Source organism: Pseudomonas sp. MBLB4136 (assembly GCF_051904765.1).
Taxonomy (GTDB): domain Bacteria; phylum Pseudomonadota; class Gammaproteobacteria; order Pseudomonadales; family Pseudomonadaceae; genus Aquipseudomonas.
Window position 1 is genome coordinate 2,908,997 of record NZ_CP196713.1, and the last position, 26,925, is coordinate 2,935,921.

Sequence of the window (26,925 nt, forward strand, 5' to 3'; positions counted from 1 at the left end):
GGCGAGGCCGAGTCCATCCTTGAACCGGCCTCGAAAGCGCCCGTCTACGTGGGCGCGGCGCCTCGGCGCCGTGACAAAGCCGCGCATTATACGTCAGCGCCCGCCCCGGCAGGACCACGCCTATCGGCCTCGTCAAGGGTACAAGCTGGCAATAGAACGCGCTCCCGGCCTGGCAAGCAGGCCAAAGGGGTCCGGGCAAAGCGCCGCCATGAAAAAAAAGCGCCCGGGTGAGCGCCTTCGCCGGGTGATCCGGGCTAAAATCCAGCCTCGTATACTCCTTCAAGGTAGCCCCACGATGTCCTTTGCCGAGCAACTGTCCCGCCTGCAAGCCTTCCTTGATGCCGATGAGCTGCACGATGAGGCCCTGGACTACGTGGCAGCCCATGGCTACCTCACCGCCTTGTCGATCTGCCCGGAGCCGATTGCCGAGCGCGAGTGGATCGATGCGCTGTTCGCCGAGCCGCCGCACTACCGCAGCGACACCGAGCGCGACGAGATCGAAGCGACCCTGCTGCAACTCAAGGGCCACATCGCCCGGCAACTGGCCAGTGACGATGACCCGGAAATGCCCTGCGAACTCGACCTCGGCGACGACCCGGACGACTCGGACCTGCGCGGCTGGTGCATCGGCTTCATGGAAGGGGTTTTCCTGCGCGAATCGATCTGGTTCGAAGACGCCGAAGACGAAGTCAGCGAGCTGCTGCTGCCGATCATGGTCGGCTCGGGCCTGTTCGACGAGCAGCCGGAGTTCGCCGAGATTGCCCGCGACCGCGACCTGGTCGACAGCATGGTCGAGCAGATCCCCGAGCTGCTGACCGCCCTGTTCCTGCTGTGCCATGCCCCGGAAGAAAAGCCGGCGCTGCTCAAGCCACGCCACCACTAAGCGATTGCGCCATGGCGCATAGCGACATCCGCGAGAGCAACCACCGCAGCGTGCGCTACGCCCTGCTTGCGGTGGGCTGGCTGTGCGTGCTGCTCGGGGTGGTCGGCATCTTCCTGCCGGTGCTGCCAACCACCCCTTTCCTACTCCTGGCCGCGGCCTGTTTCGTGCGCAGCTCCAAGCGTTTCTACCAGTGGCTGGTTTGCCACCCGCACCTGGGCCCCTGGATTCGCGATTACCTCGAGGGCCAAGGCATCCCGCGCCGGGCCAAGGTCTACGCCCTGGTGCTGATGTGGGCGAGCATCGCGTTCTCCTGCTACCTGGTACCGCTGCCCTGGGCGCGTGCCTTCATGCTGACCAGCGCCGTGCTGGTCAGCCTGTACATCCTCAAGCAGAAGACCCTGCCCACCCCCTGACGCCCGCAAGTCGCAGGCCCCTTGCCAGCAAGCCCATGCTTACACTCAGGCCGGCGAAGGCGGCGAAACGCCGCTGCAGCACCTAGACTTCCCCCATCTTCTGCAGAGGCGCGGCACATGCAGCAACGGCAGCGCATTCAAGGACGGAGCCCGCGCCTGCCCGCGCTATGGCTCGGCCTGTGCGCGCTGTTCCTAGGGCTCGCCAGCGCCCTGGCCAACTGGGACTTCGAGCTCATCCTGCAGAATGCCGAACGACGCTATGGCGAACTCGGCCAGGCGAAGCAACGGATCGAAGCCTGGGACGAGCTGATCAAGGCCAGCGCCAACCTGGCGGAAAGGGACATGCTTACTGCGGTCAATAGCTTCTTCAACCGACAGCTGCTGTTCGCCGACGACATTCGCATCTGGCAGCAGGTCGACTACTGGGCCACGCCGATCGAGGCCCTGGTGCAGGGCGCGGGCGACTGCGAGGACTACTCCATCGCCAAGTACTTCACCCTGCGCCGCCTCGGCATCCCCAGCGAGAAGCTGCGCATCACCTACGTCAAGGCGCTGCGCCTGAACCAGGCGCACATGGTATTGACCTACTACAGCAACCCAGCAGCCGAACCCCTAGTGCTGGACAACCTGATCAACGAAATCCGCCCTGCCTCGCAACGCAGGGATCTACTGCCCGTCTATGCCTTCAACGCCGAAGGCCTCTACCTGCCGGGCTCGCAAAGCAAGAAGAGCGACGCCAAGCGGCTCTCTCGCTGGCAGGACCTACTGAAAAAAATGCGTACGGAAGGCTTCGCCATCGGCGACGGCTAGGAGATCGCCATGTCCCTACTCAAGCAGCTATTTCTCGCCATCTGCCTGTTCCTGGCGCTGGCCTTCAGCGGCAGCTTCATTGTCAGCCTGGAGACTTCTCGCGAACAGCTGATCAGCCAGTTGCGCTCCCACGCCCAGGACGCCGCCACGGCCCTGGGGCTCTCGATGACGCCCCATGCCGATGACCCGGCCATGCTGGAGCTGATGGTCAGCTCGATCTTTGACAGCGGCTACTTCACCAGCATCCGCGTGATCGGCATTCCCGACGCGCACGTGATAGTCGAGCGCCAGGCCGCCAGCACCACCGGACAGGTACCCGAATGGTTCGCCAAGCTGGTCGACCTGCGCCCGCAGACCGGCGATGCCTTGATCATGCGCGGCTGGGAACAGGCGGCCCGGGTCGAGGTGGTCAGTCACCCGCAGTTCGCCCTCGCCAAACTCTGGAACGGCGCCCTCGGCAGCCTGGCCTGGCTGCTGCTCTGCGGCCTCCTCAGTGCGATTCTCGGCGGCTGGCTGCTGCGTACCCAGCTGCGTCCTCTGGACAAGATGGTGCAGCAGGCCCAGGCCATCACCCGCCGCGAGTTCATGACCCTGGTCAAGGTGCCGCGCACGCCCGAGCTCAAGCGCGTGGTGCTGGCAATGAACCAGATGGTCGACAAGCTCAAGGCACTGTTCGCCGAAGAGGCCGCGCGCAGCGAAAGGCTGCGCCAGGAGGCCTATCAGGACAGCCTCACCGGCCTGGCCAACCGGCGCCTGTTCGAGATCCGCCTGACCAATCAGCTGGACATCCAGGAACACCACGCCGAGGGCTATCTGGCGCTTCTGCGGATCAACGACCTGGGCGGGCTCAATGAGCGCTTTGGCGGCCCACACGCCGATGCGCTGCTCAAGGCCATCGGTGACTTGCTCCAGCGTCTGCTCGAGCAGCCCAGCCGCAGGGCCTGGCTGGCCTCGCGCAGCCGAGGCGCCGAGTTCAGCCTGCTGGCCCCCGGGCTGAGCGACGAAGACGCCGAGCAACTCGCCTATGAGCTCAGTGAAGGGACGCAAAGCCTGCGCGAGACCGGGGCCAGCGACTGCTCGCCGGTGGCCTACATCGGCATCGCCGCCTTCCGCCCGGGCGAAGAGGCCGCCCAGGTGCTGGGGCGGGCCGATCAGGCGCTAGCCCAGGCCCAGGCGTTCGGCGACCCCGACAAGCCCTGGGAACGCCTGGACTATACCGAGGAGCAGCCCAATCAGGGCCTGCATGAGTGGCGCGAGTGGCTCGACAACGCCCTCAACCAGAACCAGCTGCGCCTGTACTTCCAGCCCGTGGCGGCCTGTGCCGACCGCGACACGATCCTCCATCACAAGGTGCTGGCACGCCTGCTCGGACCAAACGGCGAGACTGTCGCCGCGGGCCGCTTCCTGCCCTGGGTCGAGCGCCTGGGCTGGGCCGCACGCTTCGATCTGATCATGCTCAAGCACTGCCTGACACACCTCAGCCAATACGCGCATCCGGTCGCCTTGAGCCTTTCGGCCAGCACCCTGCGCGAGCCTGACAGCCTCACACGCCTGCTGGCCATGCTCAAACAACATCCTGAGCAGGCCGCACTGCTCACCCTGGAGGTCGACGAGCACCACCTGCCGCCGCCGGCCGAACTGGAGGCCCTGAGCAAGGCCGTGCGCGATGCCGGCTGTCGCCTGGGCCTGCAGCATTTTGGCGGGCACTTCAGCCGGATCGGCAACCTGACACACCTCGGCCTCGCCTACCTGAAGATCGACGGCAGCTACATCCGCGCCATCGACCAGGAAAGCGACAAGCGCCTGTTCATCGAGGCCATCTTCCGCGCCAGCAATAGCATCGATCTACCGTTGCTGGCCGAGATGGTGGAGACCGAAGGGGAGCTCTATACGCTTGAGGGGATGGGAATCGTCGGCGCCATGGGGCGCCTCATCGGTGTGCCTTCGCCCTGGCAGCAATCATGAGACTGGGGCGACAGGCAGCAAGCGCAGCTTGCACGGGTTGAGCCCCGGGCCAACCCACGGGACTTCGCGCTCAGGCGCAAGCACTGTTTAACGCAGCGGCTGATCCTCACTGCCGAGCAGGCCGCCAAGTCCGCCGAGTTCCGCTCGGGTTTCCGCTCGCTGATGCAGTTTGTGTCGCGCCGCCTCGGGCAGATCCGTGTAGCGAATGACGCCGCGTTCGACCAACGCCGAGACCACGTCCTCGAGCACCCGGATCATTTCCAGATCGGATTCCTGCAACGCCACCAGGCGATTGTTCAGCGCATGACTGGCCACCCAGGCCTGCACCTCCGGATCGTCCGCGGCCATGGTATGGCTCATGCTGTCGAACGGCTCCTGCTCCACCCGCAAGATCCGCCGCCGTTCATCGCGCTGTACGTAGACCATGAATGCCTCCTGCTACTGGCAAAAGAAAGCCCGCCACCCGTTAGGTGGCGGGCCGGCTCTATGCTTGCAGATTAGACCGTATCGACCTTCAACGTACCGTCGGCGAGCATGTTGAGGATTACATCGGCCTCTGACCCCACCGAATAGCTGGCGAACAGGTTGACGTCCTGCAGCACTATCGTCTGGTCTGGCGTCGTGAAGTTTCCACCACCCGATGCATCGACCTTGATAACCGTGTCGAGCGCCGCCGTTCCGACCAGAGAGCCGGTGGAGATATCGATGTAGCTCAGCAGGTTGCCGATTCCATCAGGACCTCCATCCCCATCCTCGCCAACCAACAGTTGCGACAGATCCAAGCGGTCACCACCAGAATTGAAGCCCTTGGCAAAGTCCGTGACGGTATCGGTTCCAGTTTCCCCTAGAAGCCACTTGAACGTGTCCGCGCCTCCGCCGCCGGTCAGTGTGTCGTTGCCCAAGCCTCCGATCAATACATCGTCGCCATCGCCGCCGATCAGGGTGTCATTGCCGGTACTGCCAAGCAGCACCTCGTCCGCGGCAGTGCCATTCAAGATATAGCCGGTGGCCGGAGAGCCGGTTCCTTCTATGGATACGTTAAAGCTGGTGGTCGGGATCGCATCGCCATCGCCATCCGTTGCATCCAGGTTGAAGCTCAGGTTGACATCGTCTGGGAATATTTCCTCGGTGACCGTGATCGACAAGAGGCGGTAGGAGTCCCCACTTGCCGCTCCGAGACGAATTTCGTCGAAGCCGTTGGCCAAGATGTCGGCTGGATCACTGGGATTGTCATAGGTCATCGTGGAACCAACGATTGGGTTCAGGATATCGAACACCGTTGTAGCGCTCTGACCGGTCCCGAGTGGAGGCGTCCAAGTACCCGAGGCGATCAACACGCCGGCACTGAATACCGCCCAAGTCAGGGAGTCGACGTGAGGACCACTGTTTCTTAGGTTGTTTAGGGTAAAGCGGGTATTTACGACGTGCGTATTGAAAGCCACCTTCAATAGCTCGCCACTATCAATATGATTGTTGTCGATGCCCAAGCCCGGCGTAGACGAATTTATTCCCCCAGTGGCTGGGCTGGAGGCCAACTCGGTGAAGGTCGCCGTCACACCATTGATCGGCAAGACCAATGTGGGCACCGGACCACCCGGAGTGAGCCCGAGAAGAGACTTCGTCGTTTCCGTCGTGGGGCTCGGCGTCACCAGATTGAAGTCGTAGGTGCCATCGACATTCATCGTCAGGATGAAGAAGGTTTCGCCACTGCCGTTGATGGTCGCAGTCAGTACCGATGAGCCGTCCGGGTTATCCACCGTGTTGTAATTGATGTGCGCATTGGGTGCGACACCAGACAGGTGGAAGGCGCCGAAACCGTCACCACCAAAGTCGATATCCGCAACGCCATGCAGGGTTCCGGCAAAGTTCCCCATAATGCCGTCTTGAATACCGTGGACTACCGGCACATCGTCTTCAATATGCACCAGGAAACCGCCAGCCAGCGCCAGTGGATTGCTGCCATCGCTCGCCTGCAGGATGCTGGCGAAGTTGAAGGTCAGCAGTTCATTGTCATCACTGTTCTTGAGTGGATGATCGATAGGTCCTAGCAGATTGAAGGTGTAATCGCCGTTGGCTTGCACCTGCAAGGTAAAGATCACCGCACCGCCTGGCCCCGCTTTAGCAGTCAGGGTGTCGCCCGACACCGAGTAAACCAATGGCACGCCGGCGGACGTCGCCATCGCCAAGCCACTGGTATCAGTGGACAGGGAGAACTGCGCGCTAGCTACCGGCGGCCCCACGAGCAAATCGACCAAGCTGCCGACGGCAACCGTGTTGACCGCATCGAGATCGGTGACTCCCCCAGGCAGTTCATCTTCATCGACCCGTGCGACAACCGGGCTTTGGTCTTCCACATAGATAGTCAAGGTGGCGTTGGCCGGATCACCATCGTTGTCGACAATGGTGTAGTTGAAGGCCTCGACCTTGTCGCCGTTGATGCCGGAGGGCGCCTGGTAACTCCAGGCTCCCGTGGCAAAGTTGAACGACAGTTTGCCACCTTGCGCAGTGGTGATATCGCTCAGCTGACTGCCCGCGATATTCGGCCCGCTACTGGCGACGATGGTGCCCACGCCGTCCCACGTATAGGTGATGCCATTGATTTCGATGGATTGTATGTAGCCAGGGCCATCGGCGCCGAAGGCGTCGTCGTCACCGCCACCGACCGCATTGTCGTTGCCAAGCAGCACGTTGCCGGCCACCACATCGCCGAGCACCTGCCCGACCAAGGTATCGATCAGGTCATCGAAGTCGCCGACCAGGATAGGTGCCCCCTCGCCATCCACATCGATATCCTGCAGGCGCGCCAGGCTGATGCCATTTCCAACCCCAATCGAGGTGACGCTGATGCCGTTGTCGTTGACGAAGCTATTCCACGCGGTGGCCACCGGTGCAGTCAGCGAGGTGCCTCCCGGCCCGGTCTGCTGATTCGGATTGCCATCACTGATGAAGAACACCTGATTGCTCCAGCCCGGAATCGGGCTATAGGCGCTCATGGTTTCGATGATGGCGTCGGTAAAGTCCGTCTGACCATTGAACGGGCGCGTCCCACCTTCAGTTGGATTGAGACTGGCGATCAAGCTGTCCAACGAAGCGAAATCTGTCACCTGCGCGTAGGAGGTCGCCGTCGCCGAGAAGGCGACCAGCTTGATGTTCACCGCCCCGGGCGTGCCATTGAACAGGGCCTGCCCCGCGGCCCTTACCGCCTGCAACATCTGGTTCAACTCGGTGTTATTGATGCTGCCGCTGAAGTCCAGCACGAAGGCCACGTTGAAGTCCTGGCTCTGCCCGGCCAGCACGGTGGCAGAATCATTGCGAGCCACCGGCACATCATCCTCGACATCGATGGTGAAGCTGCCCGCCTCGAAGCTGCCGATCGGGTCACCGTCGCCGTCGGTGGCAGTCAGCACGCCGGAGAAATCGATCGGCAAGCTGAGTAGCTGACCATCATCGCTGCTACCCGGCAGCGGATGATCCAGAGGCCCCTGCAAGCTGAAGCTGTAGCTGCCGTCGGCATTGACCTGCAGGGTGAAGATGGTTTGAGCGCCCGCGCTTGCCGTCAGCAGGTTGCCCACCACGCTATAGCTCAGGGGTGTCCCATCTGAGGTCAGGCCTTGCGCCACCATGGAGTTGATGGCCGCCGGGCTGTCGGACAAGCCGAAGTCCCCGGGCCCATCGGCGCCAAAATTGACCAGTGCATTGAGGGTACCTGCACCGCCAGACGCAGTTGTGGACTGGCCGCCTTCGGCATTGCCATCATGCGGCGCACCGCCCGCCACAGCCAAGGCATCCTCCTGCACCGTTCCAGACACAGTAGGCCGCTGACCAGAGCTACCCGACTGCACCGGACCGTCGTCCTCGAAGCGGAACACCCCGGCGGCACCCAGGTCGATCGACTTGCTGTCGCTATCACCATCGCCATCGGTGAGGGTCTGCACCAGCTTCAACACGCCCGGATCCAGCAGCAGGGTCTGCGCATCGTCGTGGTCCGTGGTGTCCCCGTGCCAGATGTTGTCCAGCAGGTGCAGGGTCACCTCTCCCGTCGCCGGGTCGATGGTCAGGGTGAAGTAGTCAGCCGCACCCACGCTGCCGGTGATCACGTTGCCCACCTGGCTCAGCAGGATCTGCGCGCCCTTGCCATCCGGCGCGCTCGCATCCACGGCGAACAGCCCGCTGGGCACGCCATTGCCGTCCAGCGCCAGGCTATAGCTGGTCGCGCCCGGACCATCGGCGCCGTAGGCACTGCTGAACTGCGCCTGCACCAGCGCGCCACTCAGCACCGCCATGGCAATACCATCACCGCCCACGCCACCGAACGCCGGCAGGCTCTCATCCACTTTTACCTTGCCCAGCTCGGGGGCGTATTCATTCAGGTTGGCATCCGGGCCGTCATCCTCGAAGCGGAACACCCCGGCTGCACCCAGGTCGATCGACTTGCTGTCGCTATCACCATCGCCATCGGTGAGGGTCTGCACCAGCTTCAGCACGCCTGGATCCAACAGCAGGGTCTGCGCATCGTCGTGGTCCGTGGTGTCCCCGTGCCAGATGTTGTCCAGCAACTGCAGGGTCACCTCGCCAGTCGTCGGATCGATGGTCAGGCTGAAGTAGTCAGCCGCCCCCACGCTGCCGGTGATCACGTTGCCCACCTGGCTCAGCAGGATCTGCGCGCCCTTGCCATCCGGCGCGCTCGCATCCACGGCGAACAGCCCGCTGGGCACGCCACTGCCGTCCAGCGCCAGGCTATAGCTGGTGGTGCCGGGTCCATCGGCGCCGTAGGAGCTGTCGAACTGCGCCTGCACCAGCGCGCCACTCAGCACCGCCGTGGCGATGCCATCACCGCCCACGCCACCGAACGCCGGCAGGCTCTCATCCACTTTTACCTTGCCCAGCTCGGGGGCGTATTCATTCAGGTTGGCGTCCGGACCGTCGTCCTCGAAGCGGAACACCCCGGCGGCACCCAGGTCGATCGACTTGCTGTCGCTATCACCATCGCCATCGGTGAGGGTCTGCACCAGCTTCAGCACGCCTGGATCCAACAGCAGGGTCTGCGCATCGTCGTGGTCCGTGGTGTCCCCATGCCAGATGTTGTCCAGCAGGTGCAGGGTCACCTCTCCCGTCGCCGGATCGATGGTCAGGGTGAAGTAGTCAGCCGCACCCACGCTGCCGGTGATCACGTTGCCCACCTGGCTCAGCAGGATCTGCGCGCCCTTGCCATCCGGCGCGCTCGCATCCACGGCGAACAGCCCGCTGGGCACGCCACTGCCGTCCAGCGCCAGGCTATAGCTGGTGGTGCCGGGTCCATCGGCGCCGTAGGAGCTGTCGAACTGCGCCTGCACCAGCGCGCCACTCAGCACCGCCGTGGCGATGCCATCACCGCCCACGCCACCGAACGCCGGCAGGCTCTCATCCACTTTTACCTTGCCCAGCTCGGGGGCGTATTCATTCAGGTTGGCGTCCGGACCGTCGTCCTCGAAGCGGAACACCCCGGCGGCACCCAGGTCGATCGATTTGCTGTCGCTATCACCATCGCCATCGGTGAGGGTCTGCACCAGCTTCAGCACGCCTGGATCCAATAGCAGGGTCTGCGCATCGTCGTGGTCCGTGGTGTCCCCATGCCAGATGTTGTCCAGCAGGTGCAGGGTCACCTCTCCCGTCGCCGGATCGATGGTCAGGGTGAAGTAGTCAGCCGCACCCACGCTGCCGGTGATCACGCTGCCCACCTGGCTCAGCAGGATCTGCGCGCCCTTGCCATCCGGCGCGCTCGCATCCACGGCGAACAGCCCGCTGGGCACGCCACTGCCGTCCAGCGCCAGGCTATAGCTGGTGGTGCCGGGTCCATCGGCGCCGTAGGAGCTGTCGAACTGCGCCTGCACCAGCGCGCCACTGAGCACCGCCGTGGCGATGCCATCACCGCCCACGCCACCGAACGCCGGCAGGCTCTCATCCACTTTTACCTTGCCCAGCTCGGGGGCATCTTTGTTCAGACTGGCGTCCGGACCGTCGTCCTCGAAGCGGAACACCCCGGCTGCACCCAGGTCGATCGATACGCTGTCACTGTCGCCATCGCCATCGGTGAGGGTCTGCACCAGCTTCAGCACGCCTGGATCCAACAGCAGGGTCTGCGCATCGTCGTGGTCCGTGGTGTCCCCGTGCCAGATGTTGTCCAGCAGGTGCAGGGTCACCGCGCCCGTCGTCGGATCGATGGTCAGGGTGAAGTAGTCAGCCGCACCCACGCTGCCGGTGATCACGTTGCCCACCTGGCTCAGCAGGATCTGCGCGCCCTTGCCATCCGGCACGCTCGCATCCACGGCAAACAGCCCGCTGGGCACGTTGTTGCCACTCAATATCAGGCTGTAGCTCGTTGAACCCGGACCGTCGGCGCCAAACACACTGTTGAACTGCGCCTGCACCAGCGCGCCACTGAGCACCGCCATGGCGATGCCATCATCGCCCTCACCACCGAAGGCCGGCAGACTCTCGTCCACTGTTACCTTGCCCAGGTCAGGGGCTTGATCATTCAGACGAGCCACCGGCACGTCGTCCTCGACATCGATGGTGAAGCTGCCTGCCGGGAGGCCACCCACCAGCGGGTCGCCGTCACCGTCGGTGGCGGTCAGCACGCCGGAGAAGTCGATACCCAACCCCACCAGGGTCTCGTTGTCGTTACCGTCCATCTGCGGATGGTCGATCGGCCCCTTCAGGGTGAACAGGTAGCTGCCGTCGGCATTCACCACCAGGGTGAACACGTCGTAGCCACTGACGCTGGCGGTCAGGGTATTGCCCACCACCGCGTAGCTCAGCGCTTCACCGCCCGAGGTCAGGCCTTGTGCCGTCAGCGCGCCGACGTTGCTCGACAGGCCGAAGCTGCCCGGGCCGTCCGCGCCGAAGTTGACCAGCACATGCAAGGCCCCGGCACCGCCGCTGGCCGTCAGGGTCTGACCGCCCTCGCTGTTGCCCTGGTGCGGGCTGAGCAGCGGGTCCTCATGCACCAACTGGTTGATCGTAGGGCGCTGCTCGCCGTTGGCCACCACCGGCACGTCGTCCTCGACATCGATGGTGAAGCTGCCCACCGGGAGGCCACCCACCAGCGGGTCGCCGTCACCGTCGGTGGCGGTCAGCATTCCGGAGAAGTCGATACCCAACCCCGCCAGGGTCTCGTTGTCGTTGCCGTCCATCACTGGATGGTCGATCGGCCCCTTCAGGGTGAACAGGTAGCTGCCATCGGCATTCACCACCAGGGTGAACACGTCGTAGCCGCTGACGCTGGCGGTCAGGGTATTGCCCACCACCGCGTAGCTCAGCGCTTCACCGCCCGAGGTCAGGCCTTGCGCCGTCAGCGCGCCGACGTTGCTCGACAGGCCGAAGCTGCCCGGGCCGTCCGCGCCGAAGTTGACCAGCACATGCAAGGCCCCGGCAGCACCGCTGGCCGTCAGGGTCTGGCCGCCCTCACTGTTGCCCTGGTGCGGGCTGAGCAGCGGGTCCTCATGCACCAGCTGGTTGATCGTCGGGCGCTGCTCGCCGCTGGCAGCCACCGGCACGTCGTCCTCGACATCGATGGTGAAGCTGCCCGCCGGCAAGCCACCCACCAGCGGGTCGCCGTCACCGTCGGTGGCGGTCAGCACGCCGGAGAAGTCGATACCCAACCCCGCCAGAGTCTCGTTGTCGTTACCGTCCATCTGCGGATGGTCGATCGGTCCCTTCAGGGTGAACAGGTAGCTGCCGTCGGCATTCACTACCAGGGTGAACACCTCGTAGCCGCTGACGCTGGCGGTCAGGGTGTTGCCCACCACCGCGTAGCTCAGCGCTTCACCGCCCGAGGTCAGGCCTTGCGCCGTCAGCGCGCCGACGTCGCTCGACAGGCCGAAACTGCCCGGGCCGTCCGCGCCGAAGTTGACCAGCACATGCAGGGCCCCGGCACCACCGCTGGCCGTCAGGGTCTGGCCGGCCTCGCTGTTACCCTGGTGCGGGCTGAGCAGCGGATCTTCATGCACCAGTTGGTTGATCGTCGGGCGCTGCTCGCCGCTGGCCGCCACCGGCACGTCGTCCTCGACATCGATGGTGAAGCTGCCCGCCGGGAAGCCACCCACCAACGGGTCACCGTCACCGTCGGTGGCGGTCAGCATCCCGGAGAAGTCGATACCCAACCCCGCCAGGGTCTCGTTGTCGTTACCGTCCATCTGCGGATGGTCGATCGGCCCCTTCAGGGTGAACAGGTAGCTGCCATTGGCATTCACCACCAGGGTGAACACCTCGTAGCCGCTGACGCTGGCGGTCAGGGTATTGCCCACCACCGCATAGCTCAGCGCTTCACCGCCTGAGGTCAGGCCTTGCGCCGTCAGCGCGCCGACGTTGCTCGACAGGCCGAAACTGCCCGGGCCGTCCGCGCCAAAGTTGACCAGCACATGCAGGGCCCCGGCACCACCGCTGGCCGTCAGGGTCTGGCCGGCCTCGCTGTTGCCCTGGTGCGGGCTGAGCAGCGGATCTTCATGCACCAGTTGGTTGATCGTAGGGCGCTGCTCGCCGCTGGCCGCCACCGGCACGTCGTCCTCGACATCGATGGTGAAGCTGCCCGCCGGGAAGCCCCCCACCAACGGGTCACCGTCACCGTCGGTGGCGGTCAGCATCCCGGAGAAGTCGATACCCAACCCCGCCAGGGTCTCGTTGTCGTTACCGTCCATCTGCGGATGGTCGATCGGCCCCTTCAGGGTGAACAGGTAGCTGCCATTGGCATTCACCACCAGGGTGAACACCTCGTAGCCGCTGACGCTGGCGGTCAGGGTATTGCCCACCACCGCATAGCTCAGCGCTTCACCGCCCGAGGTCAGGCCTTGCGCCGTCAGCGCGCTGACGTTGCTCGACAGGCCGAAACTGCCCGGGCCGTCCGCACCGAAGTTGACCAGCACATGCAGGGCCCCGGCACCACCGCTGGCCGTCAGGGTCTGGCCAGCCTCGCTGTTGCCCTGGTGCGGACCGAGCAGCGGGTCCTCATGCACCAGTTTGTTGATCGTCGGACGCTGCTCGCCGCTGGCCGCCACCGGCACGTCGTCCTCGACATTGATCACGAAACTGCCGCTGTTGAATGCGCCGATCGCGTCGCCGTCGCCATCGGTCGCGGTCAGCAGGCCGGAGAAGTCGATCGGCAGGCTCAGCAACTCGTCGTCATTGCCGTCGGCCAGAGGATGGTCCAGCGGGCCAAGCAGGGTGAATACGTAGCTGCCGTCACCATTCACCTGGAGCGTGAAGACAGTGCTCGCGCCGGCCGAGGCAGTCAGCAGGTTGCCAACCACGCTGTAGGTCAACGCCGTACCGCCGGACGTGAGGCCTTGAGCCGACAGCGACGCCAACGCCGCAGGGCTGGAGGAAAGACCGAAGCTGCCCGGGCCGTCCGCGCCAAAGTTGACCAACGCATCGAGGCTGCCGGCCGCGCCGGAGGCGACGTTGGTTATGCCGTCGCCATCGGAGTTGCCACCTACGATATCGTCTTCATCGACGCTGCTCGACACCACGGCGCCCTCTCCTTCGGCGAGGGTCGGCCCGTCATCGTTGACCAGCACATTAAGCAGCACGATAGGCGAGACATCGCCGTCCAGGTCGAACACCCGCACCTGAAAACTCTCGCCAACCTGGTCGTCCGCGCCGGTTGCATTCGGGTTGCTGTGATCGAGGGTGTTGGCGGTCAGCGTATAGGTCCAGTTGCCGGCCGCATCCACGGTCAGTATCCCGTATTTCCCCTGGACCACACCGCCATTGGTGACATCGATCCAGATGCCGTTGACATCCATGATCTCCAGGGCGGAAACGCCATCGGGTGAGGTGACAATCAGTCTTCCGGACGACTGCTCGGCATTGCTCCCCGGGTTGGTGCCGTTGCTCAGGGCCTGCTCATCCACCAGGGCTGGCCCGGTGACCACCGAGCCGGTGAAATCCTGGTACTCCACCTCGATCTCGGGAGTGAAATTGGGTGCGGCAGGCGGCGTCTCGTCGGCTGCCACGAAAGGCTCGGGATCGGGAAACTCGGGGCCTGCACCAAGACCTTCGGTCGGGAAACCGATCACTGGATCGACCGCCCCAGCGGTCTCGCCCAACAAGACGAAACTGTGCCCGCCACCACCTCCGACGCCGGCAGCACCTCCTGCACCCGGACCAGCCGCGGTGGCCTCAGCGGAAAGCGTCGGGTCCTCACCGGCCTCGATCGCCGCTTGCAACCGCTCGACATCGGTCAGGTCTGCTGCGCTTGGCGTTTCGGGCGCCGCCTGCTGCACCGGCACCGTCCCCTCGGCGGCCTGTGCCAGCATCTGTTCGTCGAGCCTCAGACTGCTGTCCCGCCCCAGGGTCAGCTGCCGCCCCTTGCCCAGATCCACGGCCACCGCACCCGCGGCACCGGTAACCAGCTGCTCTCCGGCATAGACGCGATCCCCTTCTGTGAGGGGACGCCGCGATCCGTTGCCAGCCACCGCAAAGACCTCGCCGACAACCCGACTGACGACACCAATCAAAGTAGCCATGATTCCTTCCTCACCGCAGCTGCCGGCCACCGCCGACACGTCTCAAAAAGGGTCGAAACACCTTTTTCGAACATGGAGCGCGTCCAAAGAAACAACTGAGTGAAATGAGTCGGCGTACATGGCCTACAAATTTAGTAAGACAAAAAAATGTCACGCAGCCAGCGTCGCACTACTCCATCAGAAATATCCCCGCCCTATGCATTACATCCTGTGTTCGACCACCGTTTTTCGCATGCACCAAGCCTCTAGCTGCCCTCGCATGCCTCCCATGTGGAAACACTGGGATCGTTTTGCCGAATTGCATAAGACTTTTTCCTCATAAGGCTTGTGCGAAATTTTTCTGAGGGTCTTAGAAAGATGTTCTTAGCTGTGATGTTAAGAGCGTGAAACGTTTTTATGCCGAAAAATAGCCAATTTTATGGCGACGGAAATAAGACACACATAAGGAGACTCATCGCATGCGAGTTTTCAATCCGCTGTGGACCAGCGTGGTCCTTGCCTTGGCTTGTGCCCAGACACAAGCAATGACGCTGTCGGAGGCGATTCAGAGCACGCTGGACAATCACCCGGAGATTCACGCCGGAATCAACAGTCGCCTCTCCTCTGACGAGGAGGTGAACATTGCCAAGGGCGGCTACCTGCCCACGGTCGATCTGCTGGTCGGTTATGGCCGCGAGCACACCGACAGTCCGACCACCCGGGCCCAGGGCAATCACAACACCGAAACCCTCAATTACCGCAACGCCGAGCTGCGCCTGCGACAGATGCTGTTCGACGGCTTCAACACGCCCAACGAAGTGGCACGCACCGAGGCGGTGGTCAATGCGCGCGCCTATCGCGTGCTCGGCACCTCGGAAAGCCTGGCGCTGCGTACGGTAGAGGTGTACCTGGACGTACTGAAGCGCCGCGAACTGCTCTCGTTGGCGAAGAACAACCTGCTCGCCCACCAGCGCATCAATGATCAGATCGACCTGCGCAGCCGCCAGGGTGTCGGCAGCACCGCCGATCTCGACCAGTCCCAGGCCCGCCTGGCGCTGGCACAGAACAACCTGTACACCGAGCAGGTCAACCTGGCCGACGCCGAGGCGAACTTCTTCAGCGCCGTCGGACGGATGCCGGATGAGCTGGCCTCCCCCGCCACGGTCAGAGGCTCGATGCCGGCGGACCTGTCCGCCGCACGGCAAACGGTGATGGACAACAACCCCTTCCTGAAATCCGCACAGGCCGATGTCCATGCTGCCGAGAAGCAGTACGAGGTGGCCAAGTCGACCTTCTACCCGCGCTTCGATGTCGAGGTGGCCACTCGTGCGGACGACAACCTGCAGGGCGATGAAGGCCACTCCAACGGCTGGCGCGCGGCGGTGGTGATGAACTACAACCTGTTCAATGGCATGCGTGACAAGGCCCGCCTGCAGTCCACCGCGCACCAGATCAACGAATCGATGGACATCCGCAACAACGCCCTGCGTGTGCTCAACGAGAATCTCGCCCTGGCATGGAACGCCATGGAGAACGCCCGCCTGCAGACACCCAAGGCCCGCGACTACGCCGACTACACTGCAAGGGTGCGCGAGGCGTACCAGCAGCAGTTCCGCCTGGGCCAGCGCACCCTGCTCGACCTGCTCGACAGCGAAAACGAACTCTTCACCGCCAACCGCCGTTACAGCGAAGTGCGCTACACCGAGGAGTTCTCCATGTACCGCGTGATCGCGGCCATGGGTGATCTGCTGCGTCAGCAGCAGGTCGTAGTACCGGCCGAGGCTGTAGCCCTTTCCGAGGTAAAGAGCGAGGCACGTCTGCCGGAAATGAAGTAGTACCGGCCGAGGAGCAGTAATACGTGACCACCATGGAACGGAGCGGGCCGACCATCGACCCACGCCTGAGCCACGACGATCCGTTGCTCGATGGCTTGCTGATTCTCTGCAAGCTGCACGGGTGCACGGTCAGCCGTGCCAGCCTGAGCGGTGGCCTGCCGATGCCCGAGCAGCGCCTGAGTGCCGAGCTGCTGCCGCGCGCCGCAGCTCGCGCGGGCCTGCAAGCACGCCTGCTGCGTCGTGAGCTGGGCAGCATTTCGGCGCTTAACCTGCCGGTGCTGCTGCTGCTGAAGGACGGACGCAGCGCGGTGCTGCGCAAGTGGGGCGAGAAGGATCAGGCACTGATCCTGCCCTGCGAGGCGGAAGGCGGCGAACAATGGGTCAGCCGCCAACAACTGGCCCAGGAATACAGCGGCCAAGCGTTATTCGCCCGCCCGCGGCATGAGCTGGAAGATGCCCACAGGCCCCTGGTCCCCCGCGTCGAAGCCTGGTTCCGCGACACCCTGAAGCTGTCGCGCTGGCTGTATTCCGACGCCATTCTCGCCAGCCTGCTGATCAACGCACTGGGGCTGCTGGTGCCACTGTTCGTCATGCAGACCTATGACCGCGTGGTGCCCAATCAGGCCACCGCGACCCTCTGGGTGCTAGCGATAGGTCTGTTCATCGGCACCGGTTTCGAACTGCTGCTGCGGGTGCTGCGCGCCCACCTGCTGGATACCGCCGGCAAGAAGACCGACGTCGTGCTGTCGGCCACGCTGTTCGAGCGCATCAACGGCATGGCCATGAAAGCCCGCCCCGCCAGCGTCGGCGGCTTCGCCCAGAGCATCCACGACTTCCAGGGTCTGCGTGAATTCCTCACCGCCGTGACCCTCACCAGCCTGATCGACCTGCCGTTCGCCCTGCTGATGATCGCCGTGATCGGCCTGATCGGCGGCTGGCTGGTGTACATCCCCCTGCTGGCCTTTCCCATCGCCGCGATCTACGCCCTGATCATCCAGTCGCGCCTGCGCGATACGGTGCAGAAGAGCCTGGCCCTGGCCTCGCAACGCCAGGCCCTGCTGATCGAAACCCTCGGCAGCCTGGAAACGCTCAAGGCCTACGGTGCCGAGAGCGAACGCCAGCACCAATGGGAGAAGCTCCACGGCGCCGTGACGCGCCTGGACAGCCATGCGCGCTTCCTGTCGGCGCTGGCGACCAACGGCACCCTGTTCCTGCAGCAGCTCGCCGGCATGTCCACCATAGTCGCCGGGGTCTACAGCATCATCGCCGGCGACCTCAGCGTGGGTGCGCTGGTCGCCTGCTACATGCTCGGCAGCCGCGTGCTGGCGCCGCTGGGACAGATCGCCGGGCTGATCACCCGCTACCAGCAAGCGCGCCTGACCATGACCAGCACCGACGCACTGATGGCCCTGCCCCAGGAACGCCAGGCCAAGCAGCGTCCCCTGGAGCGCACGCAGCTAAAGGGCGCGCTGGACGTGCGCAAGGTGAGCTTCCGCTACCCCGATCAGAGTACACCGGCGCTGGCCGATGTCAGCCTGCGCATGGCCGCCGGCGAGCGCGTCGGCATCATCGGCCGCAGCGGCTCGGGCAAGAGCACCCTGGCACGCCTGCTGATGGGCTTCTACACACCCGAGGAAGGCCAGATCCTCCTCGACAACCTCGACCTGCGCCAGCTCGACGTCGCCGACCTGCGCCACCAGATCGGCTATGTCGCCCACGACCTGCCCCTGCTGGCCGGCAGCCTGCGCGACAACCTGACCCTCGGCGCCCGCTACATCAACGACGCGCGCATGCTCGAAGTGGCCGAACTGAGCGGCGTCAGCGAGCTGGCCAGGCAGCACCCGCAGGGGTTCGACCGCCCCGTCGGCGAACGCGGCCAGCTGCTCTCCGGCGGCCAGCGCCAGGCCGTGCTGCTGGCCCGCGCCATCCTCCTCGACCCGCCGATTCTGCTGCTCGACGAGCCCACCAGTGCGATGGACAACACCAGCGAGGAGATCCTGCGCAATCGCCTGCACACCTGGGCCCAGGGCAAGACCCTGCTGCTGATCACCCACCGCGCATCGATGCTCAGCCTGGTCGACCGCCTGGTGGTGCTGGACAACGGCCACATCGTTGCCGACGGCCCGAAGGAATCGGTGATCGAAGCCCTGCGCAAGGGTCGCGTCGGCCCGGCTGCACTCTAGGACATGCCCATGCAAGCCAACCAGACGGCCAGCGACTATTTCTCCAGCCTGCGTCGACACCGCCAGGACACCGAGTTCATGCCGGAAGTCGAGGGCGCGGTGCTGGAGGACTCACCCTGGTTCTCGCGGATCACCATCTGGCTGGTCACCGCCTGCCTGCTGGCGGCCCTGGCCTGGTCCCATTTCGCGGTGCTGGAGGAGGTCACCACCGGCGAGGGCAAGGCGATCCCCTCGAGCAAGATTCAGGTCATCCAGAATCTTGAAGGCGGCATTGTCAGCGAGATCTTCGTGCGCGAAGGCCAGGTGGTGGACAAGGGCGACGTGCTGCTGCGCCTCGACGACACCCGTTTTCTCTCCAACCAGGGCGAAACCGAAGCCGATCGCCTGGCCCTGATCGCCCGCATCGAACGCCTGAGCGCCGAGGCCGAAGGACGCGACATCGCCATGCCGGACGTCATCACCAACGGCGCGCCGCAGTTGGCCGAGGACGAATTGGCGCTGTACCGCTCCCGGCAGGAACGGCTGCACAGCGAGCAGCGCACCCTCGGCGAACAGTTGCGCCAGAAGCAGCAGGAGCTGGCCGAGTTTCGCTCGAAGGCCCAGCAGTACCGCTCCAGCCTCGGCCTGCTGCAGCAGGAACTGAACATGTCGCAGCCACTGGTGGCCAGCGGCGCGATCTCCCAGGTGGAGATCCTCCGCCTGCGCCGCAGTGCGGTCGAGGTGCGCGGCTCCCTGGACGCCACTAACCTGGCCATTCCCCGGGCCGAGGCGGCGATCAGCGAGATCAGGAGCAAGATCGACGAGTCCGAGCTGGCCTTTCGTTCCGAGGCCTTCAAGGCGCTCAACGAGGCGCGCACCGAACTGAAGAAGATCACCGCGACCAGCTCGGCGATCGAGGACCGGGTCAGCCGCACCACGGTGGTGTCCCCGGTCAAGGGCGTGATCAAGCAATTGAAGATCAACACCATCGGCGGCGTGGTCCAGCCCGGCAGCGACATGCTGGAGATCGTCCCCCTGGAGGACAACCTGCTGATCGAAGCCAAGGTACGCCCCCAGGACGTGGCCTTCCTGCACCCGGGGCAGAAAGCCATGGTCAAGTTCAGCGCCTACGACTACACCATCTACGGCGGCATGAAGGCCAACCTGGAGCTGATCAGCGCCGACACCATCACCGACGACGAAGGCAACAGCTTCTACCTGATCCAGGTGCGGACGGACAAAAGCCACCTGGGCAGCGATGAAAACCCGCTGCTGATCATCCCCGGCATGATCGCCACGGTGGACATCATCACCGGCGAGAAGAGCGTGCTGGATTACCTGCTCAAGCCTGTGCTCAAGGCCCGTTCGGAGGCGCTGCGCGAGCGCTGAGCACGCAGCTAATGCGGTCACGCTGAGCTTGCTTCGATCCAGCTGCGAAGAATGCGATTGCAACTGGCGCGGCCGGCCCGACATTGCGCGCAAACCGCCTGCGCTGCGACCCCGGCGAAGGCCGGCGCTCCATCAGGCCCAGACGAACCCTCCAACCAGGCCGACCGTTCTGGCGGAACTCAAGGCTGGCCGCCACTGGCTAGACGGTCCCCGCCTTTGCTGCCACCCTGCTGGCCAAGGCCTGGACTCAGCCCTGGCCGCATGCCGTCACGCCTACCTGCCGCGCATGGCGTCGATGCTGATGGAGCCCGCACCATGTACATAGAGCATGAGCAAACCACCGGCCATGGCGAAGTTCTTCATGAACAGGATCATCTGCATCTGCTCACTGAAGTTGGAATGAAAGATCAGGGCCGCTGCCACCGAGAAAGCCGCCAGCGCCAACGCCGCCCAGCGCGTCAGAAAACCGAGGATCAGCGCCAGGCCGCCGCCGACCTCCAGGAGGATCACCAGCGGCAGCAGCACACCGGGCACGCCCATGCTTTCCATGTAGCCCTGGGTACCGGCGAAACCGGTGATCTTGTTGATGCCGGCCAGCACGAAGATATGTGCGAGCAGCAGCCGAGCGAGCAAGACGATTGCACTATTCATTTAGCCACCTCTAGAGCGAAAACCGCGTCATCCAGCACCTGACACCGAGCGCCCTGCAGCAATGAGCCGTCCGTGTCCACGAGTGCCGGGAAGAACCAACCCGCGCCGCTTGATCGGCGAAAAGCTGGCCCAATGCTTCCATCTGCACCCTGCATTGACCTTAGCAACGCTGCCCGCCCCCCGCCAGGCGCGGAGCCACGGCAGTCTGGCGTTGCCAAGCAACACTTGCAGGCGCTCGCGCGAACCCCGAAGCTAGGCCCATCGGCCACTGAATGGCGAGGATCGTCCTTGGACTGGCAAACCCTGCTCAACCGCGAGCGACTCGGCAAACCGACCCACAGCGTCGACGAGCTGGGTCGCAGCCCCTTCCACAAAGATCACGACCGCATCATCTTCTCCGGCGCCTTCCGTCGCCTGGGGCGCAAGACCCAGGTGCACCCGGTCTCGAGCAACGACCATATCCATACCCGCCTGACCCATTCCCTGGAGGTCAGCTGCGTCGGCCGCTCGCTGGGCATGCGCGTCGGCGAGATGATCCGCGACGCCCTGCCCGACTGGTGCGAGCCGAGCGATCTGGGCATGGTCGTGCAGTCGGCCTGCCTGGCCCACGACATCGGCAATCCGCCCTTTGGCCATTCCGGCGAGGATGCGATCCGCCACTGGTTCCAGCAGGCCGCCGGACGCGGCTGGCTGGACGCCATGAGCGAGGCCGAACGCGCCGACTTCCTCAGCTTCGAGGGCAACGCCCAGGGCTTTCGCGTGCTCACCCAACTGGAGTACCACCAGTTCGACGGCGGCACGCGGCTCACCTACGCGACCCTCGGCACCTACCTCAAGTACCCCTGGACGGCACGCCACGCCGAGGCCCTCGGCTACAAGAAACACAAGTTCGGCTGCTACCAGAGCGAACTGCCGCTTCTCGAGCAGATCGCCCAGAAGCTCGGCCTGCCGCAGCTCGAAGAGCAGCGCTGGGGCCGCCACCCGCTGGTGTACCTGATGGAGGCAGCCGACGATATCTGCTACGGCCTGATCGACCTGGAAGACGGCCTGGAAATGGATTTGCTCCAGTACGAGGAGGTCGAGGCCCTGCTGCTCGACCTGGTCGGCGACGACCTGCCGCAGACCTATCGCCAGCTCGGCCCGCAGGACTCGCGGCGGCGCAAGCTGGCGATCCTGCGCGGCAAGGCCATCGAGCACCTGACCAACGCCGCCGCCCACGCCTTCGTCGCCCAGCAGCCGGCGTTGCTGGCCGGCACCCTGCAGGGCGACCTGGTCGAGCACATGCACGGCCCGGCCAAGCGCTGCGTGCAGAGCGCCAAGGCCATGGCGCGGGAGAAGATCTTTCAGGACAAGCGCAAGACCCTGCATGAGATTGGTGCCTACACCACCCTGGAAATACTCCTCAACGCCTTCTGCGGCGCGGCGCTGGAGCAGCAGGGCGGCCGCACGCCGTCGTTCAAGCACCGGCGCATCCTCGACCTGCTCGGGCACAACGCCCCCGAACCGAGCTGGCCGCTGCACCGGTCGTTTCTGCGGATGATCGATTTCATCGCCGGAATGACCGACAGCTACGCTACTGAAATGGCCCGCGAGATGACGGGACGCTCGAGTCCGGTGTAAGCGATGAGACAAGTCCTGCGAGACGCCTTCAGCTGGCATGCCGGCCCGCCCGCCTGGGGGCCGGCGATGGTGGCCGGCATCGGCTGCGCGCTGCCCCTGTTGCTGGGCCTGTTCAGCGCCCATACCGGCTTCCTCTGGGCCGCGCTGGGCGCCTTTCAGGCGGCCCAGGCCAATCCCCTGCATCGCTTCGGCATGCTCAGGATGCTCCTGCTCAGCGGCCTCGGGGCCTGCAGCGCCGGCCTGGGCTTCTGGGCGGCCAACGACCCGCTGCTCAGCCTGGGCCTGTTCGCCGCCTTCGGCTTGCTGCTCGCCTGGCTGCAGCGCTTCGGCAGCGAGGCGGGCAAGCAGGGGCTCGGCCTGGCCCTGTGCCTGTGCCTGGGCCAGGGCCAGTACGGTATCGGCAACCTCAACAACCCCTATGCGATCGCCGCGCTGTTCATCTTCGGCGGCCTCTGGGTGATGCTGCTGGCCTTCGGCCTGCGCGGCCTGCACGGCCTGCGCATGTGGCCGTACATGCCGCGCTTCATCAGCATCCTCAAGGTCCTCAGACGCCATGCCAAGCGCCTGCCGCGCCGCCAGTGGCGCCTGCACGCCCTGGGCTGCACCCTGGCACTGGGCCTGGCCGGCATGCTGGTCAACCTGGCCGATCTGCACCGCGGCTACTGGCTGACCCTGATCGTGCTGACCACCCTGCAGTTGGAGTTCCAGGGCAGCCTGGTGCGCGCCCTGCAATCGAGCCTGACCAGCCTGGCCGCCGCCGGCCTGCTGATCCTGCTCGGCCACAGCCTGCAGGACCCGCCGCTGATGGTGGCCATCCTGGCGCCCCTGATCGCCCTCAGCCGCGCCTTGCAGGCCAACCACTACGGCCTGTTCGTGATGCAGACCACCCTCAGCTTCGTGCTGCTCGCCGAAAGTCTCTCCCAGGACTGGCAGCTGGCCCAGGTACGCCTGCTCAACGCGTTGTTCGGCGTGGTCCTGGCATTGTCCGTGGCGCTGCTGATCCACGGCCTGCGCCAACTGCTGCTCAAGCGCACCCAGCAGAGCGCGTCGGCCCGCCAGACCCGCTGAGCGGCGCCCCTCCCCTGCGGGCGGTGAGTCAGGATCGTCCGGCGCCTGCACGCCCCCTTCACTATGCTTATGGCTCAACGGCGCAACCGAGGGAGAGACGCGCTATGCCCAGCAGACTCTGGCCCCGCGACCGCCGGTTTCCCCTGCATGTGCATATCAGCCTGCTGTTCACCCTGCTGCTGCTGCTGACCGGGACGGTGCTGGGGCTGTTCAACCACCGGCAGACCACCCAGATCATCTTCGACAGCAGTGCCAAACTGTTCACCCAGGTCCAGCAGAACGTGCAACTCGACCTGGAGCACACCTACCAGCCGATCCGCCAGTTGCTCAGCCTGCTGGCACTCAACCAGGCCAGCCAAGCCGGCGACCTGCAAGGCCGCCTGGCGCTGCTCAAGCCCTTTGCCCAGGCCTTGCGCGACAACCCGAAGATGGCCTCGTTGTACCTTGGCTACGAGGACGGCGACTTCTTCATGGTCCGGCCGTTGCGTGACGAGGCCATGAAGCTGCGCTTTTCGGCGCCGGACAACGCGGCCTTCCAGGTCTGGTCGATCGACCGTAGCGCCACTGGCGTCGAGGCCGCCTACCTGTTCTTCGACGGCTCGCTGAACCTGCTCGAGCGCAGCCCGCGCCTGGAAGAGGACTACGACCCGCGCAAGCGCGTCTGGTATCGCCGCGCCCGCGTCGACGGCGGGCAGATCACCACCGAGCCCTACGTGTTCTTCTCCACCGCCGAGGTCGGCACCACCCTGGCCAGGCGCAGCGGCCTGACCACCGTGCTGGCCGCGGACCTGACCCTCGCCGAACTCTCCGCGGCCTTGACCGATCAGCAGATCACCGCCAGCAGCCAGGTCGTTCTCTACGACCCGGCTGGCAATGCCGTGGCATACCCCGACAGCGCCCGGCTGACGATGATGATGGATGGCAAGGCCATCCTGAGCCCGGCCCGTGAACTCAGTCCGGAGATCGACGCGCTGCTGGCCAACGGTGCCAGCGAGCTGGCGCAGAGCGTGCTGGAGCTGGGCGGTCGGCGTTGGGTGGTGTCGCGTAGCCGGCTATTGGAGGGCGGCCCCCAGGGCCTGTTTCTGGCACTGCTGGTGCCGGAGGACGAGCTGCTGGCCGACGCCTATCGCATGCGCTGGCAGGGCGCCCTGATCACCCTGACCACCCTGCTGCTGTGCCTGCCGCTGGGCTGGCTGACCTCGCGCCTGGTGGTCAAGCCGCTGAACTCGCTGGTCGCCGAGGCCGAGGCGATTCGCCGCTTCGACTTCCAGTACCCGGCCAGCGGCCACTCGCCGGTGCTGGAGGTCGACCAGCTGGCGGAGTCCATGACCCAGATGAAGGAGACCATCGCCAGCTTTCTGGAGATCGCCGCCAGCCTGTCGGCGGTGACCCGCTTCGACGCCCTGCTCGAACGGGTCCTGGAGGAGACCGTGGGCATCAGCCAGGCCCAGGGCGGCCTGATCTACCTGATCGATGCCGAACACGGCCGCCTGGAACCCCAGGGACTGTTCCTCGACGGCGCCCGGCGCAGCCTCGGCGAGCACGACATCCCCGGCTACGAGAACAGCAGCGAAACCTTGCCCGCGTGGCTTCAGGGCCCCGCCGGCGGCGGGCCGAGCACGGTGATCTCGCTGGGTTTCGACCAGGCCGGTGACTACCGCAGCCTGCTGAGTACCCTCGACAGCCCGCGGGTGCACCTGGTCGCCACCGGCCTGCACAACCGCCAGGGCGAAACCGTCGGCGTGCTGGTGCTGCTGCACAGTGACCAGGGTGAACACAGCGAGCTGGCCATGCTGCGCCGCGAGCGGCTGGCGTTCGTCGAGGCGGTGTCCGGCGTCGCCGCCCTGTGCATCGAGAGCCAGCGCCTGCTGCTGCGACAGAAGAAGCTGCTGGACGCCATCATCCAGCTGATCGCCGGCGCCATCGACGCCAAGAGCCCCTACACCGGCGGCCACTGCCAGCGGGTACCAGAGATCACCCTGATGCTCGCCCGCGCGGCGGCGGACAGTGACGAGCCGGCCTTCGCGGACTACCGGCCGACGGCGGAGGAATGGGAAGCGCTGCATATCGCCGCCTGGCTGCACGACTGCGGCAAGGTCACCACCCCCGAATACGTGGTGGACAAGGCGACCAAGCTGGAAGCCCTGTACGACCGCATCCACGAGGTGCGCATGCGCTTCGAGGTGCTCAAGCGCGATGCCTGGATCGCCTACTGGCAGGGTCGCGCCGAAGGCGGCGAGGCGACCAGGCTGGCCGAGCTGCGCGACCAGTTGCTGAACAGCCTGGATGAGGAATTCGCCTTCGTCGCCACCTGCAACCTGGGCGGCGAGAGCATGGCCGAAGCCGACCAGCAGCGCCTCGAGCAGATCGCCGCGCGGACCTGGACACGCACCCTGGATGACCGCCTCGGCGTGTCCTGGGAAGAGGCCCAGCGCCAGCAACGCCGTCCAGCCGAAAGCCTGCCCGTGGAGGAACCCCTGCTGGCCGACAAGCCCGAGCACCTGGTCGAGCGCCCCGCCGACGAGCTGATCCCGGCGGACAATCCCTGGGGCTTCCAGCTGGACGTGCCGCCATACAAGTTCAATCGCGGCGAGTTGCACAACCTGAGCATCGGCCGTGGCACCTTGACCGCCGAAGAACGCTACATCATCAATCACCACATCGTGCAGACCATCCTCATGCTCGATCGCCTGCCCTTCCCGCCGCACCTGCAGAATGTCGCGGAGATGGCCGGCGGGCATCACGAGAAGATGGACGGCAGCGGCTACCCGAAGCGCCTGCGCCGCGAGCAGATGAGCCTGCCGGCGCGGATGATGGCGATCGCCGATATCTTCGAGGCGCTGACCGCGGTCGACCGCCCCTACAAGAAGGGCAAGCTGCTGTCGGAGTCACTGGATCTGATGGCCGGGATGTGCCGCACGGCGCACATCGACCCGCAACTGTTCGGCCTGTTCGTGCGGGCGCAGGTGTACCGCGAGTACGCCGGGCGTTTCATGCAGAAGGAGCAGATCGATGCGGTGGACGAGGTGGCGGTGCTGGCCAAGGCTGGCCTGACGAGCTGAGAGGCGGGGTGACGCGGGGGGATGAAGCGGCCGGGCATGCGTGGCGCATGCCCGGCGACTGACATCAGGCCGGATTGATCGCGTTTTCCGGGTACCAGACGTCGATCAGCGGGCTGGCGCTGAAGTCGGTCAGCTCGCTGCGGCTCTTCAGCCAGGCTTCGACCTGGGCGCGCTGCTCTTCGCTCACCGAGCCACGCTTGGCCAGGCAGACCAGACCGAAGTCGTCGCCGCCCACATAGCCCAGGCCATTGGCTTCCATGGCGTCACGCAGGAACTGGTCGAGGAAGTCGTCAACGGCTTCGTCGCTCAGGTCCTCTTTGAAATTCAGGTTCAGCTCGAAACCCAGCTCCTGGAATTCATCCACGCAGAGTTTTTTGCGCAGACGACGGGAACGGTTGGTAGCCATGGAAGGATCCTCAAAAGTAATAACGCGCGGCACTCTAGCAGTTTGCCGCCCGACTTGCCCGCCTCAGTGCCGACGAACCTGCCCGGCGGCGGCAAATATATCGCCTACGCCGGTCGCCGGGGCCACCCTGGCCCAAGGGCCTTCGGGCATAATGCCGGGCTCTTTGCCGAACCGCTGTGG

Annotated in this window: 14 protein-coding genes; 10 read left to right on the plus strand and 4 right to left on the minus strand. The window is 65.0% G+C overall.

Features of this window, described 5'->3' with window-relative positions; translation table 11 throughout:
* The first annotated feature begins 295 nt into the window (after positions 1-295).
* The 4 genes from ACSX1D_RS13100 to lapD all read left to right on the plus strand — a co-directional run bounded on the left by ACSX1D_RS13100 (position 296) and on the right by lapD (position 4,071).
* A complete protein-coding gene (locus ACSX1D_RS13100; RefSeq protein WP_439858918.1) occupies positions 296-883 on the plus strand; it encodes a UPF0149 family protein in 588 nt (195 codons plus the stop codon).
* A gap of 11 nt (positions 884-894) precedes the next feature.
* Positions 895-1,296 carry a YbaN family protein gene (locus ACSX1D_RS13105; RefSeq protein WP_439858919.1) on the plus strand — a complete coding sequence of 134 codons (402 nt, stop codon included), beginning with the start codon at positions 895-897 and terminating at the stop codon, positions 1,294-1,296.
* A gap of 117 nt (positions 1,297-1,413) precedes the next feature.
* Positions 1,414-2,106, plus strand: coding sequence for a cysteine protease LapG (gene lapG, locus ACSX1D_RS13110; RefSeq protein WP_439858920.1), 693 nt, complete (start codon positions 1,414-1,416; stop codon positions 2,104-2,106).
* A 9-nt stretch (positions 2,107-2,115) separates the two neighbouring features.
* The gene (lapD, locus tag ACSX1D_RS13115; RefSeq protein ID WP_439858921.1) at positions 2,116-4,071 is read left to right on the plus strand and encodes a cyclic di-GMP receptor LapD; all 1,956 of its coding nucleotides are present in this window, start codon (positions 2,116-2,118) and stop codon (positions 4,069-4,071) included.
* Positions 4,072-4,158: 87 nt separating this feature from the next.
* Here the strand turns inward: lapD and ACSX1D_RS13120 are convergent, their stop codons facing one another.
* Both ACSX1D_RS13120 and ACSX1D_RS13125 read right to left on the minus strand, forming a co-directional pair.
* A complete protein-coding gene (locus ACSX1D_RS13120) occupies positions 4,159-4,497 on the minus strand; it encodes a tryptophan synthase subunit beta (RefSeq protein WP_439858922.1) in 339 nt (112 codons plus the stop codon).
* 71 nt (positions 4,498-4,568) lie between these two features.
* Complete coding sequence (locus tag ACSX1D_RS13125; RefSeq protein ID WP_439858923.1) at positions 4,569-14,573, minus strand: retention module-containing protein; 10,005 nt, start codon at positions 14,571-14,573, stop codon at positions 4,569-4,571.
* A gap of 458 nt (positions 14,574-15,031) precedes the next feature.
* On the opposite strand from ACSX1D_RS13125, the gene ACSX1D_RS13130 reads away from it, so the two are divergent.
* The 3 genes from ACSX1D_RS13130 to ACSX1D_RS13140 are packed head-to-tail and all read left to right on the plus strand — an operon-like array spanning position 15,032 to position 19,938.
* Positions 15,032-16,387, plus strand: coding sequence for a TolC family outer membrane protein (locus tag ACSX1D_RS13130; RefSeq protein WP_439858924.1), 1,356 nt, complete (start codon positions 15,032-15,034; stop codon positions 16,385-16,387).
* Positions 16,388-16,419: 32 nt separating this feature from the next.
* On the plus strand, positions 16,420-18,570 hold the full coding sequence (locus ACSX1D_RS13135; RefSeq protein WP_439862320.1) for a type I secretion system permease/ATPase: 2,151 nt from the start codon (positions 16,420-16,422) through the stop codon (positions 18,568-18,570).
* 9 nt (positions 18,571-18,579) lie between these two features.
* Positions 18,580-19,938: an HlyD family type I secretion periplasmic adaptor subunit gene (locus ACSX1D_RS13140; RefSeq protein WP_439858925.1), complete on the plus strand. Its 1,359-nt coding sequence runs from the start codon at positions 18,580-18,582 to the stop codon at positions 19,936-19,938.
* A 273-nt stretch (positions 19,939-20,211) separates the two neighbouring features.
* On the opposite strand, the gene ACSX1D_RS13145 is transcribed toward ACSX1D_RS13140, so the two are convergent.
* Entirely contained in the window at positions 20,212-20,589 is a 378-nt protein-coding gene (locus tag ACSX1D_RS13145) for a DoxX family protein (protein WP_439858926.1), read from the minus strand.
* A 288-nt stretch (positions 20,590-20,877) separates the two neighbouring features.
* On the opposite strand from ACSX1D_RS13145, the gene ACSX1D_RS13150 reads away from it, so the two are divergent.
* The 3 genes from ACSX1D_RS13150 (at position 20,878) to ACSX1D_RS13160 (ending at position 26,339) form a co-directional block, all read left to right on the plus strand.
* Positions 20,878-22,209 carry a deoxyguanosinetriphosphate triphosphohydrolase gene (locus ACSX1D_RS13150; protein WP_439858927.1) on the plus strand — a complete coding sequence of 444 codons (1,332 nt, stop codon included), beginning with the start codon at positions 20,878-20,880 and terminating at the stop codon, positions 22,207-22,209.
* 3 nt (positions 22,210-22,212) lie between these two features.
* The gene (locus ACSX1D_RS13155) at positions 22,213-23,277 is read left to right on the plus strand and encodes an FUSC family protein (RefSeq protein WP_439858928.1); all 1,065 of its coding nucleotides are present in this window, start codon (positions 22,213-22,215) and stop codon (positions 23,275-23,277) included.
* Between the two features lie 104 nt (positions 23,278-23,381).
* The gene (locus tag ACSX1D_RS13160; RefSeq protein ID WP_439858929.1) at positions 23,382-26,339 is read left to right on the plus strand and encodes an HD domain-containing phosphohydrolase; all 2,958 of its coding nucleotides are present in this window, start codon (positions 23,382-23,384) and stop codon (positions 26,337-26,339) included.
* 64 nt (positions 26,340-26,403) lie between these two features.
* Here the strand turns inward: ACSX1D_RS13160 and ACSX1D_RS13165 are convergent, their stop codons facing one another.
* Positions 26,404-26,745: a YggL family protein gene (locus ACSX1D_RS13165; RefSeq protein ID WP_439858930.1), complete on the minus strand. Its 342-nt coding sequence runs from the start codon at positions 26,743-26,745 to the stop codon at positions 26,404-26,406.
* Between the last annotated feature and the right edge of the window lie 180 nt (positions 26,746-26,925).

Coding starts and splice junctions, on each gene's coding strand:
- ACSX1D_RS13100 (WP_439858918.1), top strand. CDS start 296: ATGTCCTTTGCCGAGCAACTGTCCCGCCTGCAAGCCTTCCTTGATGCC.
- ACSX1D_RS13105 (WP_439858919.1), top strand. CDS start 895: ATGGCGCATAGCGACATCCGCGAGAGCAACCACCGCAGCGTGCGCTAC.
- lapD (WP_439858921.1), top strand. CDS start 2,116: ATGTCCCTACTCAAGCAGCTATTTCTCGCCATCTGCCTGTTCCTGGCG.
- ACSX1D_RS13155 (WP_439858928.1), top strand. CDS start 22,213: ATGAGACAAGTCCTGCGAGACGCCTTCAGCTGGCATGCCGGCCCGCCC.
- ACSX1D_RS13130 (WP_439858924.1), top strand. CDS start 15,032: ATGCGAGTTTTCAATCCGCTGTGGACCAGCGTGGTCCTTGCCTTGGCT.
- ACSX1D_RS13165 (WP_439858930.1), bottom strand. CDS start 26,745: ATGGCTACCAACCGTTCCCGTCGTCTGCGCAAAAAACTCTGCGTGGAT.
- ACSX1D_RS13120 (WP_439858922.1), bottom strand. CDS start 4,497: ATGGTCTACGTACAGCGCGATGAACGGCGGCGGATCTTGCGGGTGGAG.
- ACSX1D_RS13140 (WP_439858925.1), top strand. CDS start 18,580: ATGCAAGCCAACCAGACGGCCAGCGACTATTTCTCCAGCCTGCGTCGA.
- lapG (WP_439858920.1), top strand. CDS start 1,414: ATGCAGCAACGGCAGCGCATTCAAGGACGGAGCCCGCGCCTGCCCGCG.
- ACSX1D_RS13160 (WP_439858929.1), top strand. CDS start 23,382: ATGCCCAGCAGACTCTGGCCCCGCGACCGCCGGTTTCCCCTGCATGTG.
- ACSX1D_RS13135 (WP_439862320.1), top strand. CDS start 16,420: ATGGAACGGAGCGGGCCGACCATCGACCCACGCCTGAGCCACGACGAT.
- ACSX1D_RS13145 (WP_439858926.1), bottom strand. CDS start 20,589: ATGAATAGTGCAATCGTCTTGCTCGCTCGGCTGCTGCTCGCACATATC.
- ACSX1D_RS13125 (WP_439858923.1), bottom strand. CDS start 14,573: ATGGCTACTTTGATTGGTGTCGTCAGTCGGGTTGTCGGCGAGGTCTTT.